The sequence below is a fragment of the Candidatus Pseudomonas phytovorans genome (genome assembly GCA_029202525.1).
In the GTDB taxonomy this organism is placed as follows: domain Bacteria; phylum Pseudomonadota; class Gammaproteobacteria; order Pseudomonadales; family Pseudomonadaceae; genus Aquipseudomonas; species Aquipseudomonas phytovorans.
Genome location: CP119325.1, coordinates 4,689,948 through 4,709,941, shown reverse-complemented (window position 1 = coordinate 4,709,941; position 19,994 = coordinate 4,689,948). Strand labels below are relative to the sequence as shown.

Genomic DNA, 19,994 nt, shown 5'->3' with positions numbered 1-19,994 from the left:
TTCGCTGGGCTGTCCATCTGGACATTCTGGCTACAGAATTTCTTGACGACCATAGAGCATTGGAACCACCTGATCCCATCCCGAACTCAGTAGTGAAACGATGCATCGCCGATGGTAGTGTGGGGTTTCCCCATGTGAGAGTAGGTCATCGTCAAGATTCATTTCGCAAAACCCCTATCTGCGCATGCAGGTAGGGGTTTTGTCTTTGTGGTCTGAAATTTCCAACCTCCCCGTTGCACTGCAAGCCTCAGCGCCAATCATGAAATGTCTGTCATACACGTCTGGTAAACCCCGAGGCGATGCTACGCTCGCGGAAATACTCAGCACGGATACTCACCATGGACATGAACTGGCACCAGGCCCTGCAGGAAAGCCTGAGCTGGCTGGCAATCGCCTCGTGCATTACCCTTGTCTGCTTTACCGCTGCCGCAACGCTAGCGGTACGTTGCACGCGCTGGGGCAGCCAGTTCTGGCAGCTCGCCGGGCCTTACTTCAGTGTCAGGCGCAGCTGGCGGCCGCTGTTGGTGTTTGCGCTTTTGCTGGTGTTGACGCTGTTCTCGGTACGGCTCAACGTATTGTTCTCGTTTTGGTACAACGGGTTTTACAGCGCCCTGCAGGGCCTTGATCAAGCCGCTTTCTGGTACATGCTTGGCGTATTTGCCGTATTGGCCACCATCCACGTGCTGCGCTCGCTGTTCACCTTCTATGTAACCCAGGCATTCAGTATTCGTTGGCGGGTCTGGCTCACCGAGCGCCTGACGCAGGACTGGATGCACGGCGATGCCTACTACCGTGGTCAGTTCCTCGCTGAGCCGGTGGACAACCCCGACCAGCGTATCGAACTGGACGCCAATGCCTTTGTCAGCAACTCGGTGTCCCTCGCTTTAGGCGCAGTCAGTGCGTTGGTGTCGCTCGTGGCGTTCACCGGGATACTCTGGGCGCTGTCGGCACCGCTGGCCGTTGCCGGTGTGGAGGTCCCCCGGGCGATGGTATTTGCCGTGTATCTGTATGTCATCGTCGCCACCTGGATTGCCTTCCGCCTGGGGCGCCCGCTTATCCGCCTCAACTTTCTCAATGAGAAGCTCACGGCCAACTTTCGTTACGCGCTGATGCGCCTGCGCGAGAATGCCGAGAACATCGCCTTCTACCAAGGCGCTTTGGTGGAGAGGGGCACGCTGCTGGGTCGTTTTGGCGCCTTGATCGTCAACGCCTGGGCGCTGGTGTTCCGGAACCTGAAATTCAGTGGTTTCAACCTGGGGGTTAGCCAGGTTGCCGTGGTGTTCCCGTTTATCCTCCAGGCGCCGCGCTTCTTCAGCGGGGCGATCAAGTTGGGTGATGTCATGCAGACCGCCCAGGCCTTTGGCCAAGTGCAGGATTCGTTGTCGTTCTTCCGCGAGTCTTACGATGCTTTCGCCCAATACCGGGCCACCCTCGACCGTCTGACCGGTTTCCTTGATGCCAACGAGCAGGCAAGCGCATTGCCGCGTGTCACCACCGAGGTTCAGGAGCATGCTCTGCAAATCACTGACCTGCAGGTGCTGCGCCCGGACGGGCACGCCCTGGTCGCTAACCTCGACCTGAGTCTGCACTCCGGTCAGGCACTGTTGATCAAGGGGCCGTCGGGGAGTGGCAAAACTACGCTGCTCCGTGCCCTGGCAGGCCTTTGGCCGTACGCTGAGGGTGAGGTCAGGCGTCCGCTAGGGCACCAGGCGTTATTCTTGTCCCAGCGCCCCTATCTGCCGCTGGGCGACTTACGGACAGTCATCGCCTACCCGGCAGCCAGTCAGCCCGAGGACGCAGTGCGCATGCAGCAGGCCTTGCGCCAGGTCAATCTGGCTCATCTGGCCGAGCGGCTGGAGACCAGTTGCGACTGGTCGCACATTCTCTCGGTGGGTGAGCAGCAGCGGCTGGCGTTCGCCCGGGTGCTGTTCAACCGGCCTCAGGTGGTGTTCCTTGACGAATCCACCTCCGCGATGGACGAAGGGCTGGAGCACGCTTTGTATTCGCTGTTACGCACTGAAATGCCGGGCGCGCTGCTGGTCAGCGTAGGCCATCGCAGCACGCTGGCCGGGTTTCACACTCACCGTCTGGAGGTGGACGGGCAAGGGGGCTGGTCGTTGCTCAAGCAGCAACCGGCGTTGGCCTAGTCTGGATCGAGGGCCCCGCGCAAGGCGTGCTCAACGTAACAGCATCACCCCCACCAGGGTGGTGCTGGCAAGCCCTGCACCGAGCAGAAAGGTTGCCTGGAACCCCGCACCATCCCACAACAACCCCGCCACCACGCTGGCCACCAGCAGTGCCACCCCGGTCAGCAGGTTGAACAGGCCGAAGGCGGTGCCGCGCAGGTTGGCGGGTGCGCTGTCGGCGATCATTGCAGCGAAGATGCCCTGGCTGAAGCCCAGGTGCAGGCCCCACGCGGCAACCCCCAAGGCCAACCCGGCCCAGCCAGGCAGCAGGGCCAGCAGCAGATCGGCGGCGATCAGCAAGGCCAGCCCCGTCAGCAGCACACTACGACGCCCCAGGCGGTCCGAGAGCACCCCGGCAGGATAGGCCGACACCGAGTAGGCCAGGGCCATCAGCACCAGCACCGCCGGCGCCCACATCGGCGCCAGGCCCATGTCTTGGGCCCGCAGCAGCAGAAAGGCCTCGCTGAAGCGGGCGAGGGTGAACAACGTGGCCAGGCCGGTCAGTCGCCAGTAGGCCGGCCCCAGGTGTACCAGCTCGTGCAACGCCAGTGGTGCGCGCAGTGGGCGCATCGTGGCCGGCGCTTCGGGTTCACGCACGAAGGCGATGAGAATGTACACCGCCACGAATGCCGGGATCACCGCCACCCAGAACACCGTCTGGAAGTGGTTCGCAGTCAGCCACATCAGCACGATCGCCAGCAATGGCCCGAGGAAAGCGCCAACGGTATCCAGCGCCTGACGTAGGCCAAAAGCGGCGCCACGCAGCTCGGGTGGTGTGACATCAGCCACCAGCGCGTCGCGCGGCGCCCCTCGGATGCCTTTGCCGACCCGGTCGACGAAACGTGCTGCGGTCAGCCACTCCAGCCCGCAGGCCATGGGGAATACCGGCTTGGTCAGCGCGCCCAGGCCATAGCCGATGACTGTCAGCAGCTTGCGCTTGCCCAGCCGGTCGCTGAGGGCACCGGAAAACGCCTTGGTGATCGAGGCGGTTGCCTCGGCGATACCTTCGATAACGCCCACCGCCACCACCGAAGTGCCGAGTACGGTGACCATGTACAACGGCAGCAGGGCGTGGATCATCTCCGAGGAAATATCCATGAACATCGACACAAAGCCCAGCGCCCAGACACTACGCGGGATCTTTGGCAGGGCTCGGGTGGCACCGGCGGAGCTGTTTTCTTCAGTACTGCGCATCAGGGGGCTCGTCAGCGTCGCTACATCCCGAACTGTAGAAGCCCGTGCGCAGCTACGCTCGTTCAGCGGGTGTCACCGGTCTTGAAGCACTTCGCGGAAAACGTCCGGCCGAGAGGCAGCAATGTGGAGGAGGGACCGAGCGGCACCTGATGGCGCGCGCCTTCCTTGTTCCCACTCCTGAAGCGTGCGCACCGAAACGCCCAGCATTTCTGCAAACCTGGACTGGGAGAGCCCCGTTTTACTCCTCGCCTCGGCGGCCTCGGTCACCTCTACCTGATGGGTTGCACCATAGCGGCCAGCCTTCACGTCACGTATGGACTCCAGCAGTTCTTCACCAATGTTACGGCTGGCGTCGCGCAGCATCAGCGCTTTCTCAGTCAGGCGCATGGTTGAGCTCCTTGGCAATCTTGCGCAACACGTGCGCGGGTATGTTTTCGGTAGCGCTCTTGCAGTAAATGAGCAAAACAACGAGGGCGCCGTTAGCGAGCTGGGCCGTGTAAATAACCCGAATCGCTCCCCGCTTGCCTTTGCTATCCAGGCTCCAGCGCACCTTGCGGCATCCCCCTGTGCCGGAGATTACAGAGCCGGCATCAGGATCATTCGCAAGGTAGGACATGAATGCCCCATGCTCGTCTTCAGTCCAGTATTCAGGCCATTGCCTTGAAAAAAGTGGCGCTTCGATGATTGTCAGCATACTGCATCCCTACGTCTTTGACGTAGGGATTTTGCGTTTCTCGTCGACTATACAGAAGCGTGAGATTGTATCGGGTGGTTGCTGATCAACCTCAGATACTCAACCTCAGTGCCAGTGCCGCCAAGGTCAGGGTGAACAGAAAAATGAGTGCGGCTGGGAGCATGAACAGGTGACTCGGGTGGGGGAAGGCGACTGTAGCCAATCAAGGGGCGACTTGAAGATGGCCGGCATTCGGTGTGAGCGGGCACGCAGCGCTCTGTCCCGCGGCTCAGCAAAGTTCAGTTACAAACATGTAAACTTCGTAAATAAGATTTACTCTCATTTGTGGCTCCCTATATTTACCACCCCTGTTGGCCACCAAACTGTGTTTGCGAGGCCGGTGGGCGAGGGCCCCCGGTTTCCGACAGGGATGTGCCGTTTCGCTCATGATTCGCAGGAGATGTACCCATGCAGTGCAGAACTTCACCCAACAGCCTGGCCTTGGCGTTCGTCGCGCTGGCGTCACCAGCCATGATGGCCACGGCGGCCCAGGCCGAAGAGCAGCGCACGGGTGAGGTGCTGGAGGTGCCGGTTGCTGACAACGCGTTGGTGATTCAGGACACCCTGATCACCGCCGAGCGCGAAGCGCGCCAGGCCTTGGGGTCGTCGATCATCACCGCCGACGACATCAAGCGCCACCCGCCTTCCAATGACCTGTCCGATATCATCCGCCGCGAACCTGGCGTGAACCTGACCGGCAACAGCGCCAGCGGCGCACGCGGCAACAACCGGCAGATCGACCTGCGCGGCATGGGCCCGGAAAACACCCTGATCCTCATCGACGGTAAACCGTCCAGTGCGCGCAATGCCGTGCGTTATGGCTGGAATGGCGACCGCGACACTCGGGGTGAAACCAACTGGGTGCCAGCCGAAGCGGTCGAGCGCATCGAAATCTTGCGGGGCCCGGCGGCCGCACGCTACGGCTCCGGCGCCATGGGCGGGGTGGTCAATATCCTCACCAAACGCCCCACTGACGAGCTCAAGGGTAGCGTCAGCCTGTACACGCAACTGCCCGAAGACAGCGCTGAAGGTGCCAGCCAGCGGGCCAACTTCAACCTCGGCGGCGGCCTCACCGATAACCTAGGTTTCCGCCTGTTCGGCGGCCTCGCCAAGACCGACGCCGACGACCTGGATATCAATGCGAGCCACGCCAACAGCGCACTCGTTGCCGGCCGCGAGGGGGTGCGGAACAAGGACATCAATGGCTTGCTGAGCTGGAAGCTGAACGACGAACACCGCTTTGAAGCCAGTGCCGGGTACAGCCGCCAGGGCAATATCTATGCTGGCGACACCATGAACAGCAACGGCGGCAGCGACGTCGCGCTGATCTCCAGCCTGTATGGCCACGAAACCAATGTCATGCAGCGCAGCACTTACGACCTGACCCACCTGGGCGACTTCACCTGGGGTACCAGCAAAACCACCCTGGCTTACGAATACGTACGCAACTGGCGCCTCAACGAGGGTTTGGCCGGAGGCCCTGAAGGGGCGATCAACGACAGCGGCGCGGCGATGTCGCGGCTGCGTAACACGCGTTTGAACAGTGAGGTCAACTTGCCGTTCGCCGTCGGCAGCACCGAGCATGTGCTGACCCTGGGGGGCGAGTACCTGTACGAGTCGCTCAACGACCAGGGCTCGTTCCGCCCGCAAAGCTTCGACCCGAGTGGGTCGGGCAGTGACGCAATCAGCGGGTTCGACCGCAGCGAATCGAAGATGACCGCCAGAAGTTACGCGTTGTTCGTCGAAGACAATATCGTCATCGGCGACACGACGGTGACGCCTGGCTTGCGTTTCGATCATCACGAGATGTTTGGCGACAACTTCAGCCCGAGCCTGAACCTGTCGCACAAGCTCACCGAAGCGCTGTCGGTCAAAGGCGGCATTGCTCGCGCCTACAAGGTGCCGAACCTGTACCAGTCCAACCCTAACTACCTGCTCTACAGTCGCGGCCAAGGCTGTAGCGTGGAGCAGACCAACTCCGGTGGCTGCTACCTGCAGGGTAACGCCGACCTCAAGCCGGAGATCAGCGTCAACAAGGAAATCGGCCTCCTGTACGACCGCGGTACCTGGCGTACCAGCGCGACCTACTTCCGCAATGACTACAAGAACAAAATCATCGGTGGTACCGATGTGCTGTATGCCATCAACAGCGGCCGCCGCGTGACCGAATGGGAGAATGCCGGCGAGGCGCGGGTGGAAGGCATCGAAGGCAACTTCTTCATCGAATTGACGCCGACCCTGGACTGGAACACCAACCTGACCTGGATGCTCGACAACGACAACCGCGAGACCGGTGAACCGCTGTCGGTGATCCCGGAGTACACCGTCAATACCACCCTGGACTGGCGCGCTACCGAGCAGCTGTCGTTCCAGGTGGCGGGCACCTACTTTGGCAAGCAGAAGTCGCCGACCTACAACTACCGCACCCAGGAAAACTACGACCAGGCCGCGCAGCAGGATGTCGAGGCGTATGGCCTGGTGGACGTGAGCGCCGGGTACAAGTTCAACGCCAACTACGACGTGCGGGTGGGGGTGAACAACGTGTTCGACAAGCAGATCCTGCGTGGCGGCAACGCCAGTAGTTCGGGGGCCAATACTTATAACCAGCCGGGCAGGGCGGTGTTTGCTGCGCTGAACATCAACTTCTGATCCAAGGGGCCGCTATGCGGCCCATTCGCGGGTGAACCCGCTCCCACAAGTACCGCGCTGCCTTCACGGCTGGCACGATCCCTGTGGGAGCGGGTTCACCCGCGAATGGGCGGACGCATTTTTCAAGGACGCCAAATGCCTAAATTCTCCGCCTGGCTACAGATCTTCTCCCGCAGCAGTGCTGCGCTGCTCGGCGGCTATGCCCTTAGCTACGCCGCGACTGCCTGCCTGGCCCGCATCCTGCCGCTGTCTGCCGCCGATGCAGTCATCGTCGCGACCCTGCCCGCGTTCATTTTTTACACGGTCGCCATCCTCTGGGCCTTCGCCTGCCGTGATGCCCTGCGCGCCTGGGCGTCGCTGGCACTGGCTGCGTCCCTTGCCCTGATCGGCTTCTGGCCACAGGTACTGGAGCGGCTGGCATGAAAAATACCTTCACCCAATCGATGGCCTGGCTGCACACCTGGGCCGGCTTGATCTTCGGCTGGCTGTTGTTCGCCATCTTTGTCACCGGCACCCTGGCGGTGTTCGACAAGGAACTCAACCACTGGATGCAGCCGGAAATTCCGGCCACCCAAGTGTCCCAGGCCGACGCCGCCCGGCGCGCTATCGACTACCTGCAGGCCCATGAACCGCAGGCAGGCAACTGGGGGATCAGCCTGCCAAGCGAACGCGCGCCCGGGCTGCGCGTCTCTACCGGCGAGCGCCGCCACGGCGGTGGCGTACAGCTCGACCCGCGCACCGGCGAGGCCATCGAGGTGCGCGACAGTGTCGGCGGCAACTTCTTCTTCCGCTTCCACTTCACCCTCGACCTGCCACGCAACTGGGGTATTTTCGTGGTCGGTGCTTTGGCGTTGGTGATGCTTGCGGCATTGGTCACCGGCATTGTCATCCACAAGAAGATCTTCAAGGAATTCTTCACCTTCCGGCCCAACAAGGGCCAGCGCTCGTGGCTGGATTTCCACAACGCCAGTGCGGTGCTGTTGCTGCCGTTCCACCTGATGATCACCTACACCGGCCTGGTGATCTTCATGCTCATCTATATCCCCGCCGGGGTCGATGCGCTGTTCGCCGGTGACCCTCGCGCTTACTTCCAGGCCCAGGGCAATGCCCGCGTGGAACAACCCCGTGGCCTGGCCAGGCAGCCGGCCGCGTTGGTCGATGTGGCACCGCTGCTGGCCCAGGCCGAGGCGCGGCTGGGGCCGATCGGCGGCTTGAATGTCCGCAACCCGAATACAGCAGCGGCGCGCGTTGAAATCCGCCCCGAGCTGGGTAATCGCATTGCGCTGGCCAAGGGGCAGGCCATGGTCTTCGATGGCGTCAGCGGGCAACTGCTCAGCGACGTGCCTGAATGGCGCGCGGTGCCTTTGACCCAGCGGGTCATGGTCGGTCTGCACTTCGCCCAGTTCGGCGGCTACCCGATGCGTTGGCTGTACTTCGTTTGCGGGCTGGTCAGTTGCCTGATGATCGCCAGCGGCCTGGTGCTGTTCTGCGTGAAGCGCGGGCGCAAATATGCCAGCGCCGCTGCCGATGCGTCCTCCCGGCGCTGGTACCGGGTGGCGGAGGTGTGCAATGTGGGCTTCATCAGTGGCCTGCTGCTGGCGTGCGTGGGGCTGCTGTGGGCCAGCCGCTTGTTGCCGGTGGAGTGGGTACAGCGGGAAAGCTGGGAGGTACGTGCGTTCTTTGGTGTATGGCTGCTCGCGTTGTTGCATGCGGGCGTCAGACCGACTCGCCGTGCATGGGCCGAGCAACTGTTGCTGACGGCATTGCTGTGCATTGGCCTGGGGGCGTTTGGCGGCCTCGATGACGCGATGCGCCTGGGCGTGGCGGCCAGTGCGCTGGTGTTGGGCGTGTTGGTTGGGCTGGTGGCCTGGCGGGTGCGCCAAGCTGCGCCGGTGCAGCAGAAAGCCCGGGCAGGGCGGCAACAGGAGGCTGGGGCATGATGATGTGGATTGCAGGCGCAGTGTTGTTCGCCTATGTCGGCATGCTCGGGTTATGCCAAGGGCTGGAGCGGCATTACAAGCAGGTGTGGAACCGCACCTGCCCACGCGTGTTGCGTATTGGCCTGCGCATTGGCGGATGGTTGGCGTTGCTGACCAGCCTGACGCTGTGCGCCCAGGCCTGGGGCTGGGCCATGGGGCCGGTGGCCTGGTTCGGCGTGCTGTCGCTGGCGGGGTTGGTGCTGGTGATGTTGCTGCCGTACTGGCCGCGGCTGGCGGTGGGAGTGGCAGGGGCACTGCCGGTGTGGGCATTGGTGCAGGTGGTTAGCTCTCTATGAGCTGAACGCCCCGTAAGAAATACGTGTTTGTGCAGGTGACGACTTAGTTGCAGCCAAAACCCTCGCAGCATGCTAAACCATGGGCCCCAGCCCGCTGCGAGAGAACCCTCGGTGAAAGCCGTTCGCCTGACCCTGATCTGCCATGCCCTGACCCAGGCCCAGAAGACCGGGCGCCTGCACTGTGCAGAGGACGGCATTTTGCCGTTGGCGCAAAAAACCGACGCCATTCTGCCCGGCATGCAGGTGCTGACTGCGCCAGAGCGGCGAGCCTGCGAGACGGCGGCGTGGTTGTCGGGCCCGATGCAGATCGAGCTGGCACTGGCCGATTGCGACCTGGGGCATTGGCAGGGCTTGCCCTTGAAGCAGCTGCAAGCCGAGCAACCACAGGCGTTGGAAGAATGGCTGCAGGACCCGGCCAGTGCGGTGCATGGAGGGGAGTCGTTCGCTGACGTATGCCTGCGTGTGGCCGCCTGGCTGGCAGCTTTCGACACGCCGGGCGAGTGGCTGGCGGTGACTCACCCGATGGTCATGCGTGCCGTATTGGTACAGGTGCTGGGGTGCCCGATTCAGGCCAGCCAGCGCATCGACGTGCTGCCGCTTTCGCGCCTCGAATTGAGCTTTACCGGGCAGTGGCGCCTGCGCCTGGGCTAAGCATCAGAACGCCAGCTTGTAGCCGATCAGTAGCAGCATCGCCGCCAGGCACGGGCGCAGTACGCGGTCGGAGATCTTACCGGTGAGGTGGCTGCCCAGGTAGATACCCGGCAGCGAGCCCAGCAGCAGGTAGCCCAGCAGCGACCAGTCCATGTTGCCCATGCCCGCGTGGCCCAGGCCTGCTACCAGGGTGAGCGGCACGGCGTGAGCGATTTCGGTACCGACCAAGCGGCGGGTGACCAGAAACGGGTACAGCAGGAACAGCGCCACCGTACCCAGGGCGCCAGCACCGATGGAGGTGAGGGTGACCATGACCCCCAGCACTACGCCAGTGAGCACGGTGAGGGTGTTCAGGCTGCGGTCGCTGAGGTGGTAGTGGTCACCGGCATGGCGGCTGGCGAAGGCCTGTAGGCGCGACTTGAACAGGATGGCCAGCGCGGTCAGGATCAGCACCACAGCCAGGCCTTGCTTGATGATGGCGTTGAGGGCCGAGGTGTCGGTGTGCAGGGTGCTGAGGAACCACAGGGTCAGCGCTGCGGCGGGCACGCTGCCCAGGCTGAGCAGGCCGGTGATCTTCCAGTCGATGTTCTTGTGGCGCGCATGCACCCAGACGCCACTGGCCTTGGTGATTGCCGCATAGAGCAGGTCGGTGCCGACGGCCGTAGCCGGGTTGATGCCAAACCACAACAGGATCGGGGTCATCAGCGAGCCGCCACCGACGCCGGTCATGCCGACGATGAAACCCACGACCAGGCCAGCAATGGTGAAACCGAAAGAACCTACATCCATACGCTACTCGACTGCCCATCTTTGCCCGTTATCGGATGCAGCCAGCATATAGATTTTTTTATAGCCAAATAGACTTGTTCGTTATTAGGTTATAACCGTGCAGCCCGTCAGCGATCGGTCATGACCACCATCACATGGGCGTCCCCGCCGCCCTCACTTTCCGACAGGTAGATGTGCCCCACCTGGCTGTCGAAGTACGCTGTTTCCTGCGGCCCTATGCTCACGGCTTCACCCGTTTCGAACTCGATGCGCACGCGTCCGCTCAGCACCAGGGCGAACTCCTGCCCAGGGTGGCGGATAAAGTCGTCGAACTGGCCGCGTTCGCGGGCAATGATGCGGGCATAGGCCGGGGTCATGCGCCGCTCCGGGAAGTCGCCAGCAATGGGGTGGTAGTCGTAGGTGCCGGTGGAATACCCCGCCGCCGCCGGTAATGAGTCAACCACCACGGTCACCGGTACCGGGGCGGTGACTGTGCCACTGGCGCGAAACAATTGGGCAATGTCGACATTCAATGCCCGAGCGGCGGCGGCCAGCTTTTCGTAGCTGACCGAAACCTGTGCCAATTCCATCTTCGACAGGGTGGACACCGGCACGCCACTGGCTTGGGACAATTGCTTGAGAGTCATCTGGCGCGCCTTGCGCACCTGGCGCAGGCGCTGGCCGACTACGGCGCGGTCAAGCAGGGGTAGGGCAGCGGGCATTCAGGGTTCTCGGCATACGGCGTTGGTCGGGCATCTTACCTTGGACACTTGCGCATTTCTAAATTCTCATATATTAGAATTCTCATAAATGATAATTAGCCTGGCAGGAGCATGCATTGACCCCGACCTACGACACCCTGATCATCGGTGCCGGCATTGCCGGTGCTTCCTTGGGCTATCGCCTGGCTGGCCAGCAGCGGTTACTGCTGCTGGAGCGTGAGTCGCAGCCTGGCTACCACTCCACCGGGCGTTCGGCAGCCATGTTCATGGAGGCTTACGGCACCCCGCAGATCCAGGCACTCACCCGCGCCAGCCGGGCGTTCTATGAAGCTCCGCCGCAAGGCTTCTGCGACCATCCGCTGCTGGAACCGCGTGGCTGCCTGTATGTGGCCAGCGTGGAGCAGCGCGAGCTGCTTGCGCAGACCCACGCGCAGAACCTGGCCAATGGCACCGAAGTCAGCCTGCTTGACCGTGATGCCGCCTTGGCCCTGGTGCCGAGCCTGCGCGGCGAGACCCTGGCCGGCGCCGTGCTTGAGCCGGGTGCGATGGACCTGGATGTTCACGCCCTGCACCAAGGCTTCTTGCGCGGTTATCGCGCAGCCGGCGGCGAGCTGCGCTGCAACGCCGAGCTGATCCAGGCCTGGTATCTGGACGACTTGTGGCAGGTGGAGCTGGGCGACGGCAGCCGCGTGCAGGCGCGCCAGCTGGTCAATGCCGCTGGTGCCTGGGCCGACCGCGTGGCCGAGCAATGCGGCGTGGCGCGCATCGGCCTGCAACCTTGCCGCCGCAGCGCCTTCACCTTCCCCGGCCCGGCAGACCAGGACTTCGCCCGTTGGCCGGCAGTGATCGGCGTCGACGAAAGCTTCTACTTCAAGCCCGACGCTGGCCAGTTGCTGGGGTCGCCCGCCAATGCCGACCCGGTCGAACCCCAGGACGCCGCGCCCGAGGAGCTCGACGTCGCCTTGGGCATCTACAACATCGAAGCCATGACCACTTTGGCAATCCGCCGCCCCAGCCACACCTGGGCGGGGCTGCGCTCGTTCGTTGCCGACGGTGACCTGGTCATCGGCTTCGATGTGCACGCCCCCGCATTCTTCTGGCTGGCGGCACAGGGCGGCTATGGCATTCAGTCGGCTGCGGGCGCCTCGCGCCTGGCCGCCGACCTGCTACTCGGCCAACCACTGTGCCCTGGCCTTGTCAGCCAGGGGGTAGCACCTGAGTGCCTGTCCCCGGCCCGTTTCCAGCAATCCTGAAAGGAGTAACCCATGAGCAATGACATTCAGCGTTTCCCCAGCAGCCTGCCGTTCCCGTTCTCACGCGCGGTGAAGGCCGGTGGCTTTCTGTTCCTCTCCGGTCAGGTGCCGATGAGCGCAAGTGGCGAAGTGGTGCGCGGGGATATCCAGACCCAGACTCGCGCAGCCTGCGAGCGCATCGCCGAAAGCCTGGCGGCCTGCGGCGCGCGTTTCGACCAAGTGGTAAAGGCCACGGTATGGCTGTCGGACATGAGCCACTTCGCCGGTTTCAACGAGGTCTACAAGGAGTTCTTCGGCGCAGCATTGCCAGTGCGTTCGACCGTGGCCTCGGCATTGGCGCTTGGGGTAGATGTGGAAATTGAAGTGCAGGCGTTTGTCGGCGACGCCTGAACCCGCTGCTACAAACGCTCTGCGTTGGCAGAAAGACAACAACAATAAATCCAGAGGTTCACATGCAAGAGCAGCTGAAGATTGCCGGCGCATTTGTCGGCGTGATCGTGGGGGCGGGGTTCGCGTCGGGGCGGGAACTGTTGTTGTTCTTTGTTGATTTCGGCGTGTGGGGGCTGGTCGGTGCATTGGTCAGCGCTTTCCTGTTCACCTTCCTTGGCATGGCCCTGGCGGGGTTGGGCAACCGCCAGCAGGCCACCTCGCACAAGGATGTCATCCAGGCTATCTGCGGCCGCCACTTGGGGCTGTTCGTCGACTGGCTGATTACCTTCTTCATGTTCGCCGTCACCGTGGTCATGCTGGCCGGTGGTGGTGCGCTACTGGAGCAGCAGTTCGGGGTTCCGGCGCTGGCTGGCAGCGTGCTGGTGACGCTGGTGGTGGTGGGCATCGTGTGCCTGGACGTGCGCAAGGTAATTCTGGCTATTGGCGCCATCACTCCGCTGTTGATTCTGGTGGCGTCGGCGATTGCGTTGTATGCCGTATTCACCCGCGAGCAGAGCTTCGCCGCGCTCGATCACCTGGCCAGCCAACAGCAAGCTGGCACTCGCCACTGGCTGCTGGGCGCGTTCCTGTATGTGTCTTACAACATCGTGGCCGGTGCGCCGATCCTGGCCATTCTGGGCGGTTCGGCCAAGGGCGAGAAAACCGCCGTGTGGGGCGGCCTGCTGGGTGGCGCGGCGCTGGGCGGCCTGATGCTGGTGATGAGTGCCGGGCTGCTGTCACGCCTGGACAGCGTGGCCGACCTGCCCATGCCGATGCTGTCGATTGCCAACGAGGTGTCACCGTTGCTGGGACTGGTGATGTGCCTGATCATCTTCGGCATGATCGTCAACACTGCGGTCGGGACATTGTTCTCGTTCCTTTCAAGGCTGCTGCCTGCGGGCACGGCGAAGTTCCGTTGGGGCTCGGTGGTAACCGGTACAGTGGCGTTTGTCTGCAGCCTGGTGGGGTTCATCAGCCTGGTGGGTGAGGTGTACCCGTTGTTTGGCTACCTGGGCTTTGTGCTGATGGCGGCGGTCTTGCTGGCGTGGCTGCGGCGGGGAAGGGCTGCGAAAGCGGTTGTAGCTTAAGGGGGCGCAAAGCGCCCCCCCAGGCCATCAGATCCTGAAACTGCCTACCAGTTGCTTCAAGCGCCCGGCCTGCTGAGCCAGCTGGTCGCAATGGCGCAGGGTGTCGTTGAGGTTCTCCACCCCTTGCTGGTTCAGGGCGTTGATCTGGGTAATGTCCAGGTTGAGGCTCTCGACCACGGCAGTCTGTTCTTCAGTCGCAGTCGCTACCGACTGGTTCATGCCATCGATCTCGCCAATGCGCTGGGTCACGCTGGCCAGGCGTACGCCGGCCTGGTTGGCCACCTGCACGGTCTGTTCGCTGGAAACCTGGCTGGTGTTCATGGTGTGTACCGCTTCACGCGAGCCTACTTGCAGGCTGGTGATCATACGGTGAATCTCTTCCGCCGACTCCTGGGTGCGGTGCGCCAGGTTGCGCACTTCGTCGGCCACCACGGCAAAACCACGGCCGGCTTCACCGGCACGGGCCGCTTCGATCGCGGCGTTCAGTGCCAGCAGGTTGGTCTGCTGCGAAATGCCCTTGATCACATCGAGGATCTTGCCGATTTCGTCGGTGCTGGCGTTAAGCGTTTCGATCTGCGCGCACGACTCACTGATGCGCTGCGACAGGGCGGTCATGGCGCTGATCGCTTCCTCGACCACTTCGCGGCCACCGTGGGCCTGTTCGCTGGCGCCACTGGCATGCTGCGAAGCATCAGCGGCGTTACGGGCGATTTCCTGGGTAGCGGCGCCCAGCTCGTTGATGGCTGCGGCCACGCTGTTGGTGCGCATGCTCTGTTCTTCAGAACCGCTGATCGATGCGTTGGAGGCGCTGACCACTTTCTCCGACAGGTCATGCACCAGGCGGGTTGCCGAGGACACCTCACTGATCGAGGCGTGGATGCGTTCGACAAAACGGTTGAACGAGGTGGCCAGTTCGCCGAACTCGTCCTTGTTCTGCACGGCCAGGCGGCGGGTCAGGTCGCCTTCACCCTCGGCGATGTCGCGCATGGCGCGGCCCATGGTGGTCAACGGGCTCATCAGCACAGGGATCAGCAGGCCGAGCAGGCCGGCGATGGCAGCCACGGCAATCAGCATGGCGATAATCGCCGAGGTGCGGAATTGGCTGAGCGCTGCGTAGGCCTTGTCTTTATCGATCGACAGGCCGATGTACCACTGCGCCGAAGGCAGGCCGGCCACCGGGGCGAAGGAGATGATGCGGTCCTGGCCGTTGAGGATGACATCCTGCATGCCGGCGGCAACCCGCAGGTTGCTGCCGGGGTAGATGTCCTTGAGGTTCTTCATTACCTGGTCTTTGTCAGGGCTGACGATCACCTGGCCACTGGCGTCGGCCAGGAAGGCGTGGCCGATGCCGCCGAAATCGACCGAGTTGATGATCTCGACCAGGGTGTCGAGGGTCACGTCACCACCGACCACACCCAGCAGTTCGCCATTGCTCCTGCTCTTCACGGGGGTGGCGATAGTCACCATCAGGCCACCGACCGCGCCCTGGTACGGGGCTGTCAGCACGGTCTGCCCGGCGCTGGCCGCGGCGCCATACCAAGGGCGCTGGCGGGGGTCGTACCCGGCAGGCATCTGGGTGTCCGGGCGCTGGGTAAACACACCGTTGGCCTGGCCCAGGTAGGTGAACAGGAAATTGCGGGTGTAGGAAGGCTGCTCGATCAGCCCGGCCAAGGTCTCGCCGGCACCTTGCTGGCCGATATCCTGGGCCAGGTTTTCCAGCACCAGGATGCGCCCGCTCATCCAGTTTTGCACGCTGCTGGCGGTCAGAGCACCGGCCTGTTGCACCGAGGCCTCGATATTCTGGCGGATGGTGTTGCGTTGCAGGTAGTCGTTGTAGAGCGTGAACAGGGCGAATGCCAGGACCACGACGCCGCAGGCGCTGAGCAGGATCTTGTGGCGAAATTTCAGGTTCATGTTTCGAGACCTTGAGCCAATGAGGGGAGGGCGCAGCACGCTTGTGACGCATTGCGGGGCCTGTCGACCGGGATATCGGCTCAAGGGGTAAAAGATTGAAGTGCTTAAAGAAATTTCTTAAGGCCGTTTCGACGGGCGGTCATCAGTGGCGACCTAGCTGCTCGATCAGCAACCGCGCCGCTTGTTGCAGCGGCTGCTGCTTGCGCCACAGGACGTGGACCGGCAACTGCAGCTCGTTATGGGTGTTGCGAAAATCCAGGCGTACCAGGCGCCCGTTGGCCAGCAGTGGCGCGACCCGCGACAGCGGCAGGTCGCCCCAGCCCAGGCCGGCTTCCACCATCTGCAAAGCCAGGTCGAAGCTGTCGGTAGACCAATGCGTTGCACCGATCAGCGGGCGCGGGTCGGCCAGCGGCAGGTCGCGGCTGCGCACCAGGATCTGGCGAACCCGGGTCAGGTCTTCGAGGTAATGAATGCGGCCCTCGCGCAAGGCGGGGTGGGTGGGCGACAGGGTAGCTACCAGTGACTCCATGCCGATGTGCTGGAAGCCCCGGCGGGCATCGACCTGCAGGCCGGCAAAGGCCACGCAGAGGTCGGCCTGGCCACTGTCCAGCAGATGCAGGGCTTGCTCCTGCGGGGCGCTGAGCAGGGCGATGTCCAGCAACGGGTGGCGCTCGCCAAGGCGAGCGATGGCTGCCAGCAACGGGCCGTGGTCGATGTCTGGCACAACGGCCACGCTCAGGCTGCTTTCCAGCCCCTGAGACAGCTCAAGCGCATGCACTTGCAGCAGCCCCAGTTGTTCGGCAATCAGCCTGGCGTGTGGCTCCAGGGCCAACGCCTTTGCGGTAGGGCGAACTTCACGTGAGCCGCGCTCGAACAGGCTGTAACCCAGCTCGGCCTCAAGGTTGCCGATGGCCATGCTTACGGCCGAAGGCACCCGTTGCAGGGCGCGTGCGGCGGCGGAGAACGAGCCGCGGTCGAGCACGGCAAGAAATAATTGGATGTTGTCGCTGGAAAAGTTCATGGCTGCCTCCTGTCAGCAGATCTGACAGCTGCTGACTTTTGCTGTCAAGCACGATGAAGCATGATCGCGCCCCATCGCTTTTGTCATTGGAGGTAACCGCAGGTGCAGGGACTGAAACGCAAGCTGGTCTACGTAACTTTCTATGAACTGATCGGGTTGTGCATGTCCACCCTCGGGTTGGCATACCTTTCGGACACCCAGGCGTCGCATACCGGGCCACTGGCGATCATGATTACCACCATCGCCATGCTCTGGAACCTGGTCTACAACACCCTGTTCGAGCGCTGGGAGAGCCGTCAGGCCAAGCGCGGGCGCAGCGTGGCGCGCCGGGTGGCGCATGCCATCGGTTTCCAGCTGACCCTGGTGGTGTACCTGATCCCGCTGATTGCCTGGTGGCTGGACATGACCTTGGTGGAGGCGTTGCTGGTGGACATGGCGTTCATTGTGCTGATCCCTTGCTACACCTTTGCCTACAACTGGGCGTTTGACCGGATCTTTGGTTTGCCCAGCTCGGCAATGGCTGCAGCCTGATTCATCCTGTGCGGGTAACCACTAGGGCGGCAGGCGGATGATCAAAGGTGCTTGCAGCTGCTTCACCTGCGGCTCCACCGGTTGCTCGGCTGGCCGTGGTGCGCTGGCCAACAAGCTGTCCTCAACCTGCCCCGAGAGGTAATACACCCCTGCCATTGCCCCGCTCTGGCGGTTCTCCATCAACTCCTGCCATTCCTGGTTCAGCGCCACGTTGAGGATCACCCGCAACTGCTCGACCATCTGCGGCTGTTCGCGGTCATGGGTCATCATGCCGTAGCCGGCCGCAGCGATCGAAATCATCGCCCCTGCCACTTTGCCCACTGCCGAGGCCACAGCGCTGGCGATGCCGCGTGGGGCCAGTGTAGCGCCGAGCTTGTCGCTGGCCTGGGTGGCTACGGAATTCAGCCCGACATCAGTCCTCCCCGGGCCTTTGCTGGCCAGTTGATGAAGGTGCTGGCGCATGGCTTGCCAGGCCGGCTGCTGGTCCAGCGGCTTGGCCCGTAACAGTTGATACAGGCTGGCATTGCGGGCATCCGGTGGCCCCAGGGCGATGGCGGGGATGCGGTTGAGCCGCTGGCTGAGTTGCTCGGGTGGCGCGTTGTAGCGGCTGATGATGGCTGGCAGTTGCTGGCCGAACAGTTGCAGGTACAGCTCGCAGGCGCGGTCGCGGATGCTTTCGGGGTTGATCTGTTCGGCCACCGGTTCGATCACCCGCTCGTGGTACTGCTCCTGCAGGTACAGGGCCAGGCGCTTTTCCGCCGGCTCCCGGCCTTCGCCACTGTCCATTTTGTACCAGGCCACCTTGAGGGTGAGCCACTGCTGGGTCCAGTAGCCGGTGAACCACGGGATGAAGTCACTTTCGGTGCGCTGTTGTACCTGCTCCCGCCATACCCGCATGGAGCGCCGGGCATAATCGTTGGCCGAGCCGGCTGCGCCGACCGAGGCGTCGATCAGTTCCTGATCGATACGTTGCCAGGCGGCGGGTGTGAGCAGCGCTGGTGGTGGCGGGGCAGGCGGACGCTTACCCGCGCAACCGCCGAGGGCCAGAAGAAGGCACAGCAACAGAGGGATTCGAGAACTCACGCAACCGCCTCCCGGGTAGAGGCTGGGGTGGTTCTCGGAGTATAGGGTGGGGTTGAGGGGGCTGCCGTGCAGCCCATCGCCAATCGCCGCGGCGGTTATTCCAGGTCGAGCTTTTCTTCCAGGCGGTCAAGGTGCTTGTGCATCAGCCCAAGCGCCACCTCGGCGTCGCCTTGCTCCACGGCATCAATGATCGCCGCATGTTCTTGCCAGGCGCAGTGGTCGCAGCACGGCGATTCGTAGCGGGCGATGATCAGCGAGGTCATGGGTACCAAACCATTGAGAAACCGCGCCAGTGGCGCATTGGCGGCCACCTGCGCCAGCTTGAGGTGAAACTCGCCGCCCAGGCGGATCGCTGCGCAACGTTCGCCGCTTTCATGGTGCTGGCGCTCGCGTTCCACCAGTTGCCGCAGCTGGCGCACCTGCGCCGGCCGGGCGCGTTGGGCGGCCAGGGTGATCAGCGTGGTTTCGGCCAAGCGCCGGGCACTGAGCACCTGGCGCGCCTGGTCCGGGTCGGGCGCGGCCAGGTGCGCGGTGTGGCTGGGGCGCTGCACCACCACCTGCTGGTCGGACAAGCGCCCAAGCACGCGACGTATCACGGTGCGGCTGACACCAAAGGCATGGCCCAGCGCCTGCTCGGGCAGCAGGGCGCCCGGTGGCAGGCGCTGTTCGAGAATGGCGTCGAACAGCCGAGGGTAGATCTGCTCGGCCGACAGGCGGGTTTCGCCAACAGCAAGCAGGGCTGGCAGGTGAGGGGCGGCATTCATGGTCGCTCTCCTGGGGTCATGGGCGCGGGTGTTCGTCCGGAATGTTCAGCGGGATGCCCATGCGCTGGCCTTCGGCCAGAATGTGCTGGCGCATCTGGGCGCTGGCCTGGGCACTGTTGCGTTCGCGAATTGCTCGTACAACGGCTTCGTTTTCCTTGAGCCGGGCAGCCAGGTGTTCGGGCGAATTGCGCAGCATGTTGGCACTTTGCTTCAAGGCATTGCCGGTCTGCTGCACCACGCTCTGGAAGATCGGATTGGTGGTGAGGGTGAACAACGCCTCATGGAAAGCGATGTAGGCTTTTACCCCGGCTTCACTGTCATCGGCCTCCAGCGCTTCACGCATGTCCATCAGGGTCAGGCGCAACTGGCCGACGTCCTGGCTGTTGGCCGACTGCGCCACCAGCCCGACGATGAACGGTTCGAGGGTGTAGCGCAGCTCCAGCACATCGGCCAGGCTGGCCGCGGCGCTGGTGTCCATGCCCGGTTCCTGGGTGACGGCGTCGGCATCCAGCACCAGCACGCCCTTGCCCGGCAGCGAGCGCACCAGGCCCAGGGTTTCCAGTACGGTCACCGCTTCGCGCAGGCTTGGGCGGCTGATGCCCAGCTGTTCGGCCAGCTCGCGCTGGCCCGGCAGCATGTCGCCGGTACGCCATTGGCCCCGGGCCAGGGCCTGGCGCAGTTTTTCCACCACTGAGTTGACGACGGTTGATGAGCTGATCACGGTTCGCTCCTG

Annotated in this window: 20 protein-coding genes and 1 rRNA gene; 11 read left to right on the top strand and 10 right to left on the bottom strand. The window is 63.2% G+C overall.

Annotated elements, in window-relative coordinates; translation table 11 throughout:
* Window positions 1-41: 41 nt before the first annotated feature.
* Window positions 42-157, top strand: a 5S ribosomal RNA gene (rrf, locus tag P0Y58_20670).
* Window positions 158-338: 181 nt separating this feature from the next.
* Window positions 339-2,147, top strand: coding sequence for an ABC transporter ATP-binding protein/permease (locus tag P0Y58_20665; GenBank protein WEK29301.1), 1,809 nt, complete (start codon window positions 339-341; stop codon window positions 2,145-2,147).
* 30 nt (window positions 2,148-2,177) lie between these two features.
* Here P0Y58_20665 and P0Y58_20660 read toward each other — a convergent pair whose 3' ends face one another.
* The 3 genes from P0Y58_20660 to P0Y58_20650 form a co-directional block, all read right to left on the bottom strand.
* Window positions 2,178-3,380: an MFS transporter gene (locus P0Y58_20660; protein WEK29300.1), complete on the bottom strand. Its 1,203-nt coding sequence runs from the start codon at window positions 3,378-3,380 to the stop codon at window positions 2,178-2,180.
* A 72-nt stretch (window positions 3,381-3,452) separates the two neighbouring features.
* On the bottom strand, window positions 3,453-3,767 hold the full coding sequence (locus P0Y58_20655; protein WEK29299.1) for a helix-turn-helix domain-containing protein: 315 nt from the start codon (window positions 3,765-3,767) through the stop codon (window positions 3,453-3,455).
* Window positions 3,754-4,074 (bottom strand): transcriptional regulator, encoded by a 321-nt coding sequence (locus tag P0Y58_20650; GenBank protein WEK29298.1) that lies wholly within the window; start codon window positions 4,072-4,074, stop codon window positions 3,754-3,756. Before P0Y58_20650 ends, P0Y58_20655 begins: the two co-directional genes overlap by 14 nt.
* A 447-nt stretch (window positions 4,075-4,521) precedes the next feature.
* Here P0Y58_20650 and P0Y58_20645 point away from each other — a divergent pair, with 447 nt between their 5' ends.
* The 5 genes from P0Y58_20645 to P0Y58_20625 all read left to right on the top strand — a co-directional run bounded on the left by P0Y58_20645 (window position 4,522) and on the right by P0Y58_20625 (window position 9,688).
* Window positions 4,522-6,762, top strand: a complete 2,241-nt coding sequence (locus tag P0Y58_20645) for a TonB-dependent siderophore receptor (protein ID WEK29297.1) — start codon at window positions 4,522-4,524, stop codon at window positions 6,760-6,762.
* Window positions 6,763-6,897: 135 nt separating this feature from the next.
* Complete coding sequence (locus P0Y58_20640) at window positions 6,898-7,185, top strand: iron transporter (protein WEK29296.1); 288 nt, start codon at window positions 6,898-6,900, stop codon at window positions 7,183-7,185.
* A complete protein-coding gene (locus tag P0Y58_20635) occupies window positions 7,182-8,702 on the top strand; it encodes a PepSY-associated TM helix domain-containing protein (protein ID WEK29295.1) in 1,521 nt (506 codons plus the stop codon). Before P0Y58_20640 ends, P0Y58_20635 begins: the two co-directional genes overlap by 4 nt.
* Window positions 8,699-9,037, top strand: coding sequence for a DUF3325 domain-containing protein (locus tag P0Y58_20630; protein ID WEK29294.1), 339 nt, complete (start codon window positions 8,699-8,701; stop codon window positions 9,035-9,037). Before P0Y58_20635 ends, P0Y58_20630 begins: the two co-directional genes overlap by 4 nt.
* A gap of 111 nt (window positions 9,038-9,148) precedes the next feature.
* A complete protein-coding gene (locus P0Y58_20625) occupies window positions 9,149-9,688 on the top strand; it encodes a histidine phosphatase family protein (GenBank protein ID WEK29293.1) in 540 nt (179 codons plus the stop codon).
* A 3-nt stretch (window positions 9,689-9,691) separates the two neighbouring features.
* On the opposite strand, the gene P0Y58_20620 is transcribed toward P0Y58_20625, so the two are convergent.
* Together P0Y58_20620 and P0Y58_20615 are read right to left on the bottom strand one after the other, a co-directional pair.
* The gene (locus tag P0Y58_20620) at window positions 9,692-10,477 is read right to left on the bottom strand and encodes a sulfite exporter TauE/SafE family protein (protein ID WEK29292.1); all 786 of its coding nucleotides are present in this window, start codon (window positions 10,475-10,477) and stop codon (window positions 9,692-9,694) included.
* A 107-nt stretch (window positions 10,478-10,584) separates the two neighbouring features.
* Window positions 10,585-11,178, bottom strand: a complete 594-nt coding sequence (locus P0Y58_20615; protein WEK29291.1) for an XRE family transcriptional regulator — start codon at window positions 11,176-11,178, stop codon at window positions 10,585-10,587.
* 116 nt (window positions 11,179-11,294) lie between these two features.
* On the opposite strand from P0Y58_20615, the gene P0Y58_20610 reads away from it, so the two are divergent.
* The 3 genes from P0Y58_20610 (at window position 11,295) to P0Y58_20600 (ending at window position 13,948) form a co-directional block, all read left to right on the top strand.
* Window positions 11,295-12,431, top strand: a complete 1,137-nt coding sequence (locus P0Y58_20610; protein ID WEK29290.1) for an FAD-dependent oxidoreductase — start codon at window positions 11,295-11,297, stop codon at window positions 12,429-12,431.
* A 12-nt stretch (window positions 12,432-12,443) separates the two neighbouring features.
* Window positions 12,444-12,821, top strand: coding sequence for a RidA family protein (locus tag P0Y58_20605; GenBank protein ID WEK29289.1), 378 nt, complete (start codon window positions 12,444-12,446; stop codon window positions 12,819-12,821).
* A 62-nt stretch (window positions 12,822-12,883) separates the two neighbouring features.
* Entirely contained in the window at window positions 12,884-13,948 is a 1,065-nt protein-coding gene (locus tag P0Y58_20600; protein WEK29288.1) for a hypothetical protein, read from the top strand.
* A gap of 27 nt (window positions 13,949-13,975) precedes the next feature.
* On the opposite strand, the gene mcpA is transcribed toward P0Y58_20600, so the two are convergent.
* Window positions 13,976-15,862, bottom strand: coding sequence for a methyl-accepting chemotaxis protein McpA (gene mcpA / locus P0Y58_20595; GenBank protein WEK29287.1), 1,887 nt, complete (start codon window positions 15,860-15,862; stop codon window positions 13,976-13,978).
* 142 nt (window positions 15,863-16,004) lie between these two features.
* Window positions 16,005-16,883, bottom strand: coding sequence for a LysR family transcriptional regulator (locus tag P0Y58_20590; protein WEK29286.1), 879 nt, complete (start codon window positions 16,881-16,883; stop codon window positions 16,005-16,007).
* A gap of 102 nt (window positions 16,884-16,985) precedes the next feature.
* On the opposite strand from P0Y58_20590, the gene P0Y58_20585 reads away from it, so the two are divergent.
* Window positions 16,986-17,414: a PACE efflux transporter gene (locus P0Y58_20585; protein WEK29285.1), complete on the top strand. Its 429-nt coding sequence runs from the start codon at window positions 16,986-16,988 to the stop codon at window positions 17,412-17,414.
* A 21-nt stretch (window positions 17,415-17,435) separates the two neighbouring features.
* Here the strand turns inward: P0Y58_20585 and P0Y58_20580 are convergent, their stop codons facing one another.
* The 3 genes from P0Y58_20580 to P0Y58_20570 all read right to left on the bottom strand — a co-directional run bounded on the left by P0Y58_20580 (window position 17,436) and on the right by P0Y58_20570 (window position 19,982).
* Entirely contained in the window at window positions 17,436-18,497 is a 1,062-nt protein-coding gene (locus P0Y58_20580) for a hypothetical protein (GenBank protein WEK29284.1), read from the bottom strand.
* Window positions 18,498-18,592: 95 nt separating this feature from the next.
* Window positions 18,593-19,261, bottom strand: a complete 669-nt coding sequence (locus tag P0Y58_20575) for a GntR family transcriptional regulator (protein WEK29283.1) — start codon at window positions 19,259-19,261, stop codon at window positions 18,593-18,595.
* Window positions 19,262-19,277: 16 nt separating this feature from the next.
* Window positions 19,278-19,982, bottom strand: coding sequence for a FadR/GntR family transcriptional regulator (locus tag P0Y58_20570; protein WEK29282.1), 705 nt, complete (start codon window positions 19,980-19,982; stop codon window positions 19,278-19,280).
* Window positions 19,983-19,994 lie beyond the last annotated feature (12 nt).

What these genes read in the sequence shown, in the direction of transcription:
- P0Y58_20635 (WEK29295.1), top strand. Translation starts at nt 7,182, where the DNA reads ATGAAAAATACCTTCACCCAATCGATGGCCTGGCTGCACACCTGGGCC.
- P0Y58_20600 (WEK29288.1), top strand. Translation starts at nt 12,884, where the DNA reads ATGCAAGAGCAGCTGAAGATTGCCGGCGCATTTGTCGGCGTGATCGTG.
- P0Y58_20620 (WEK29292.1), bottom strand. Translation starts at nt 10,477, where the DNA reads ATGGATGTAGGTTCTTTCGGTTTCACCATTGCTGGCCTGGTCGTGGGT.
- P0Y58_20630 (WEK29294.1), top strand. Translation starts at nt 8,699, where the DNA reads ATGATGATGTGGATTGCAGGCGCAGTGTTGTTCGCCTATGTCGGCATG.
- P0Y58_20660 (WEK29300.1), bottom strand. Translation starts at nt 3,380, where the DNA reads ATGCGCAGTACTGAAGAAAACAGCTCCGCCGGTGCCACCCGAGCCCTG.
- P0Y58_20575 (WEK29283.1), bottom strand. Translation starts at nt 19,261, where the DNA reads ATGAATGCCGCCCCTCACCTGCCAGCCCTGCTTGCTGTTGGCGAAACC.
- P0Y58_20655 (WEK29299.1), bottom strand. Translation starts at nt 3,767, where the DNA reads ATGCGCCTGACTGAGAAAGCGCTGATGCTGCGCGACGCCAGCCGTAAC.
- mcpA (WEK29287.1), bottom strand. Translation starts at nt 15,862, where the DNA reads ATGAACCTGAAATTTCGCCACAAGATCCTGCTCAGCGCCTGCGGCGTC.
- P0Y58_20650 (WEK29298.1), bottom strand. Translation starts at nt 4,074, where the DNA reads ATGCTGACAATCATCGAAGCGCCACTTTTTTCAAGGCAATGGCCTGAA.
- P0Y58_20605 (WEK29289.1), top strand. Translation starts at nt 12,444, where the DNA reads ATGAGCAATGACATTCAGCGTTTCCCCAGCAGCCTGCCGTTCCCGTTC.
- P0Y58_20640 (WEK29296.1), top strand. Translation starts at nt 6,898, where the DNA reads ATGCCTAAATTCTCCGCCTGGCTACAGATCTTCTCCCGCAGCAGTGCT.
- P0Y58_20615 (WEK29291.1), bottom strand. Translation starts at nt 11,178, where the DNA reads ATGCCCGCTGCCCTACCCCTGCTTGACCGCGCCGTAGTCGGCCAGCGC.
- P0Y58_20590 (WEK29286.1), bottom strand. Translation starts at nt 16,883, where the DNA reads ATGAACTTTTCCAGCGACAACATCCAATTATTTCTTGCCGTGCTCGAC.
- P0Y58_20665 (WEK29301.1), top strand. Translation starts at nt 339, where the DNA reads ATGGACATGAACTGGCACCAGGCCCTGCAGGAAAGCCTGAGCTGGCTG.
- P0Y58_20645 (WEK29297.1), top strand. Translation starts at nt 4,522, where the DNA reads ATGCAGTGCAGAACTTCACCCAACAGCCTGGCCTTGGCGTTCGTCGCG.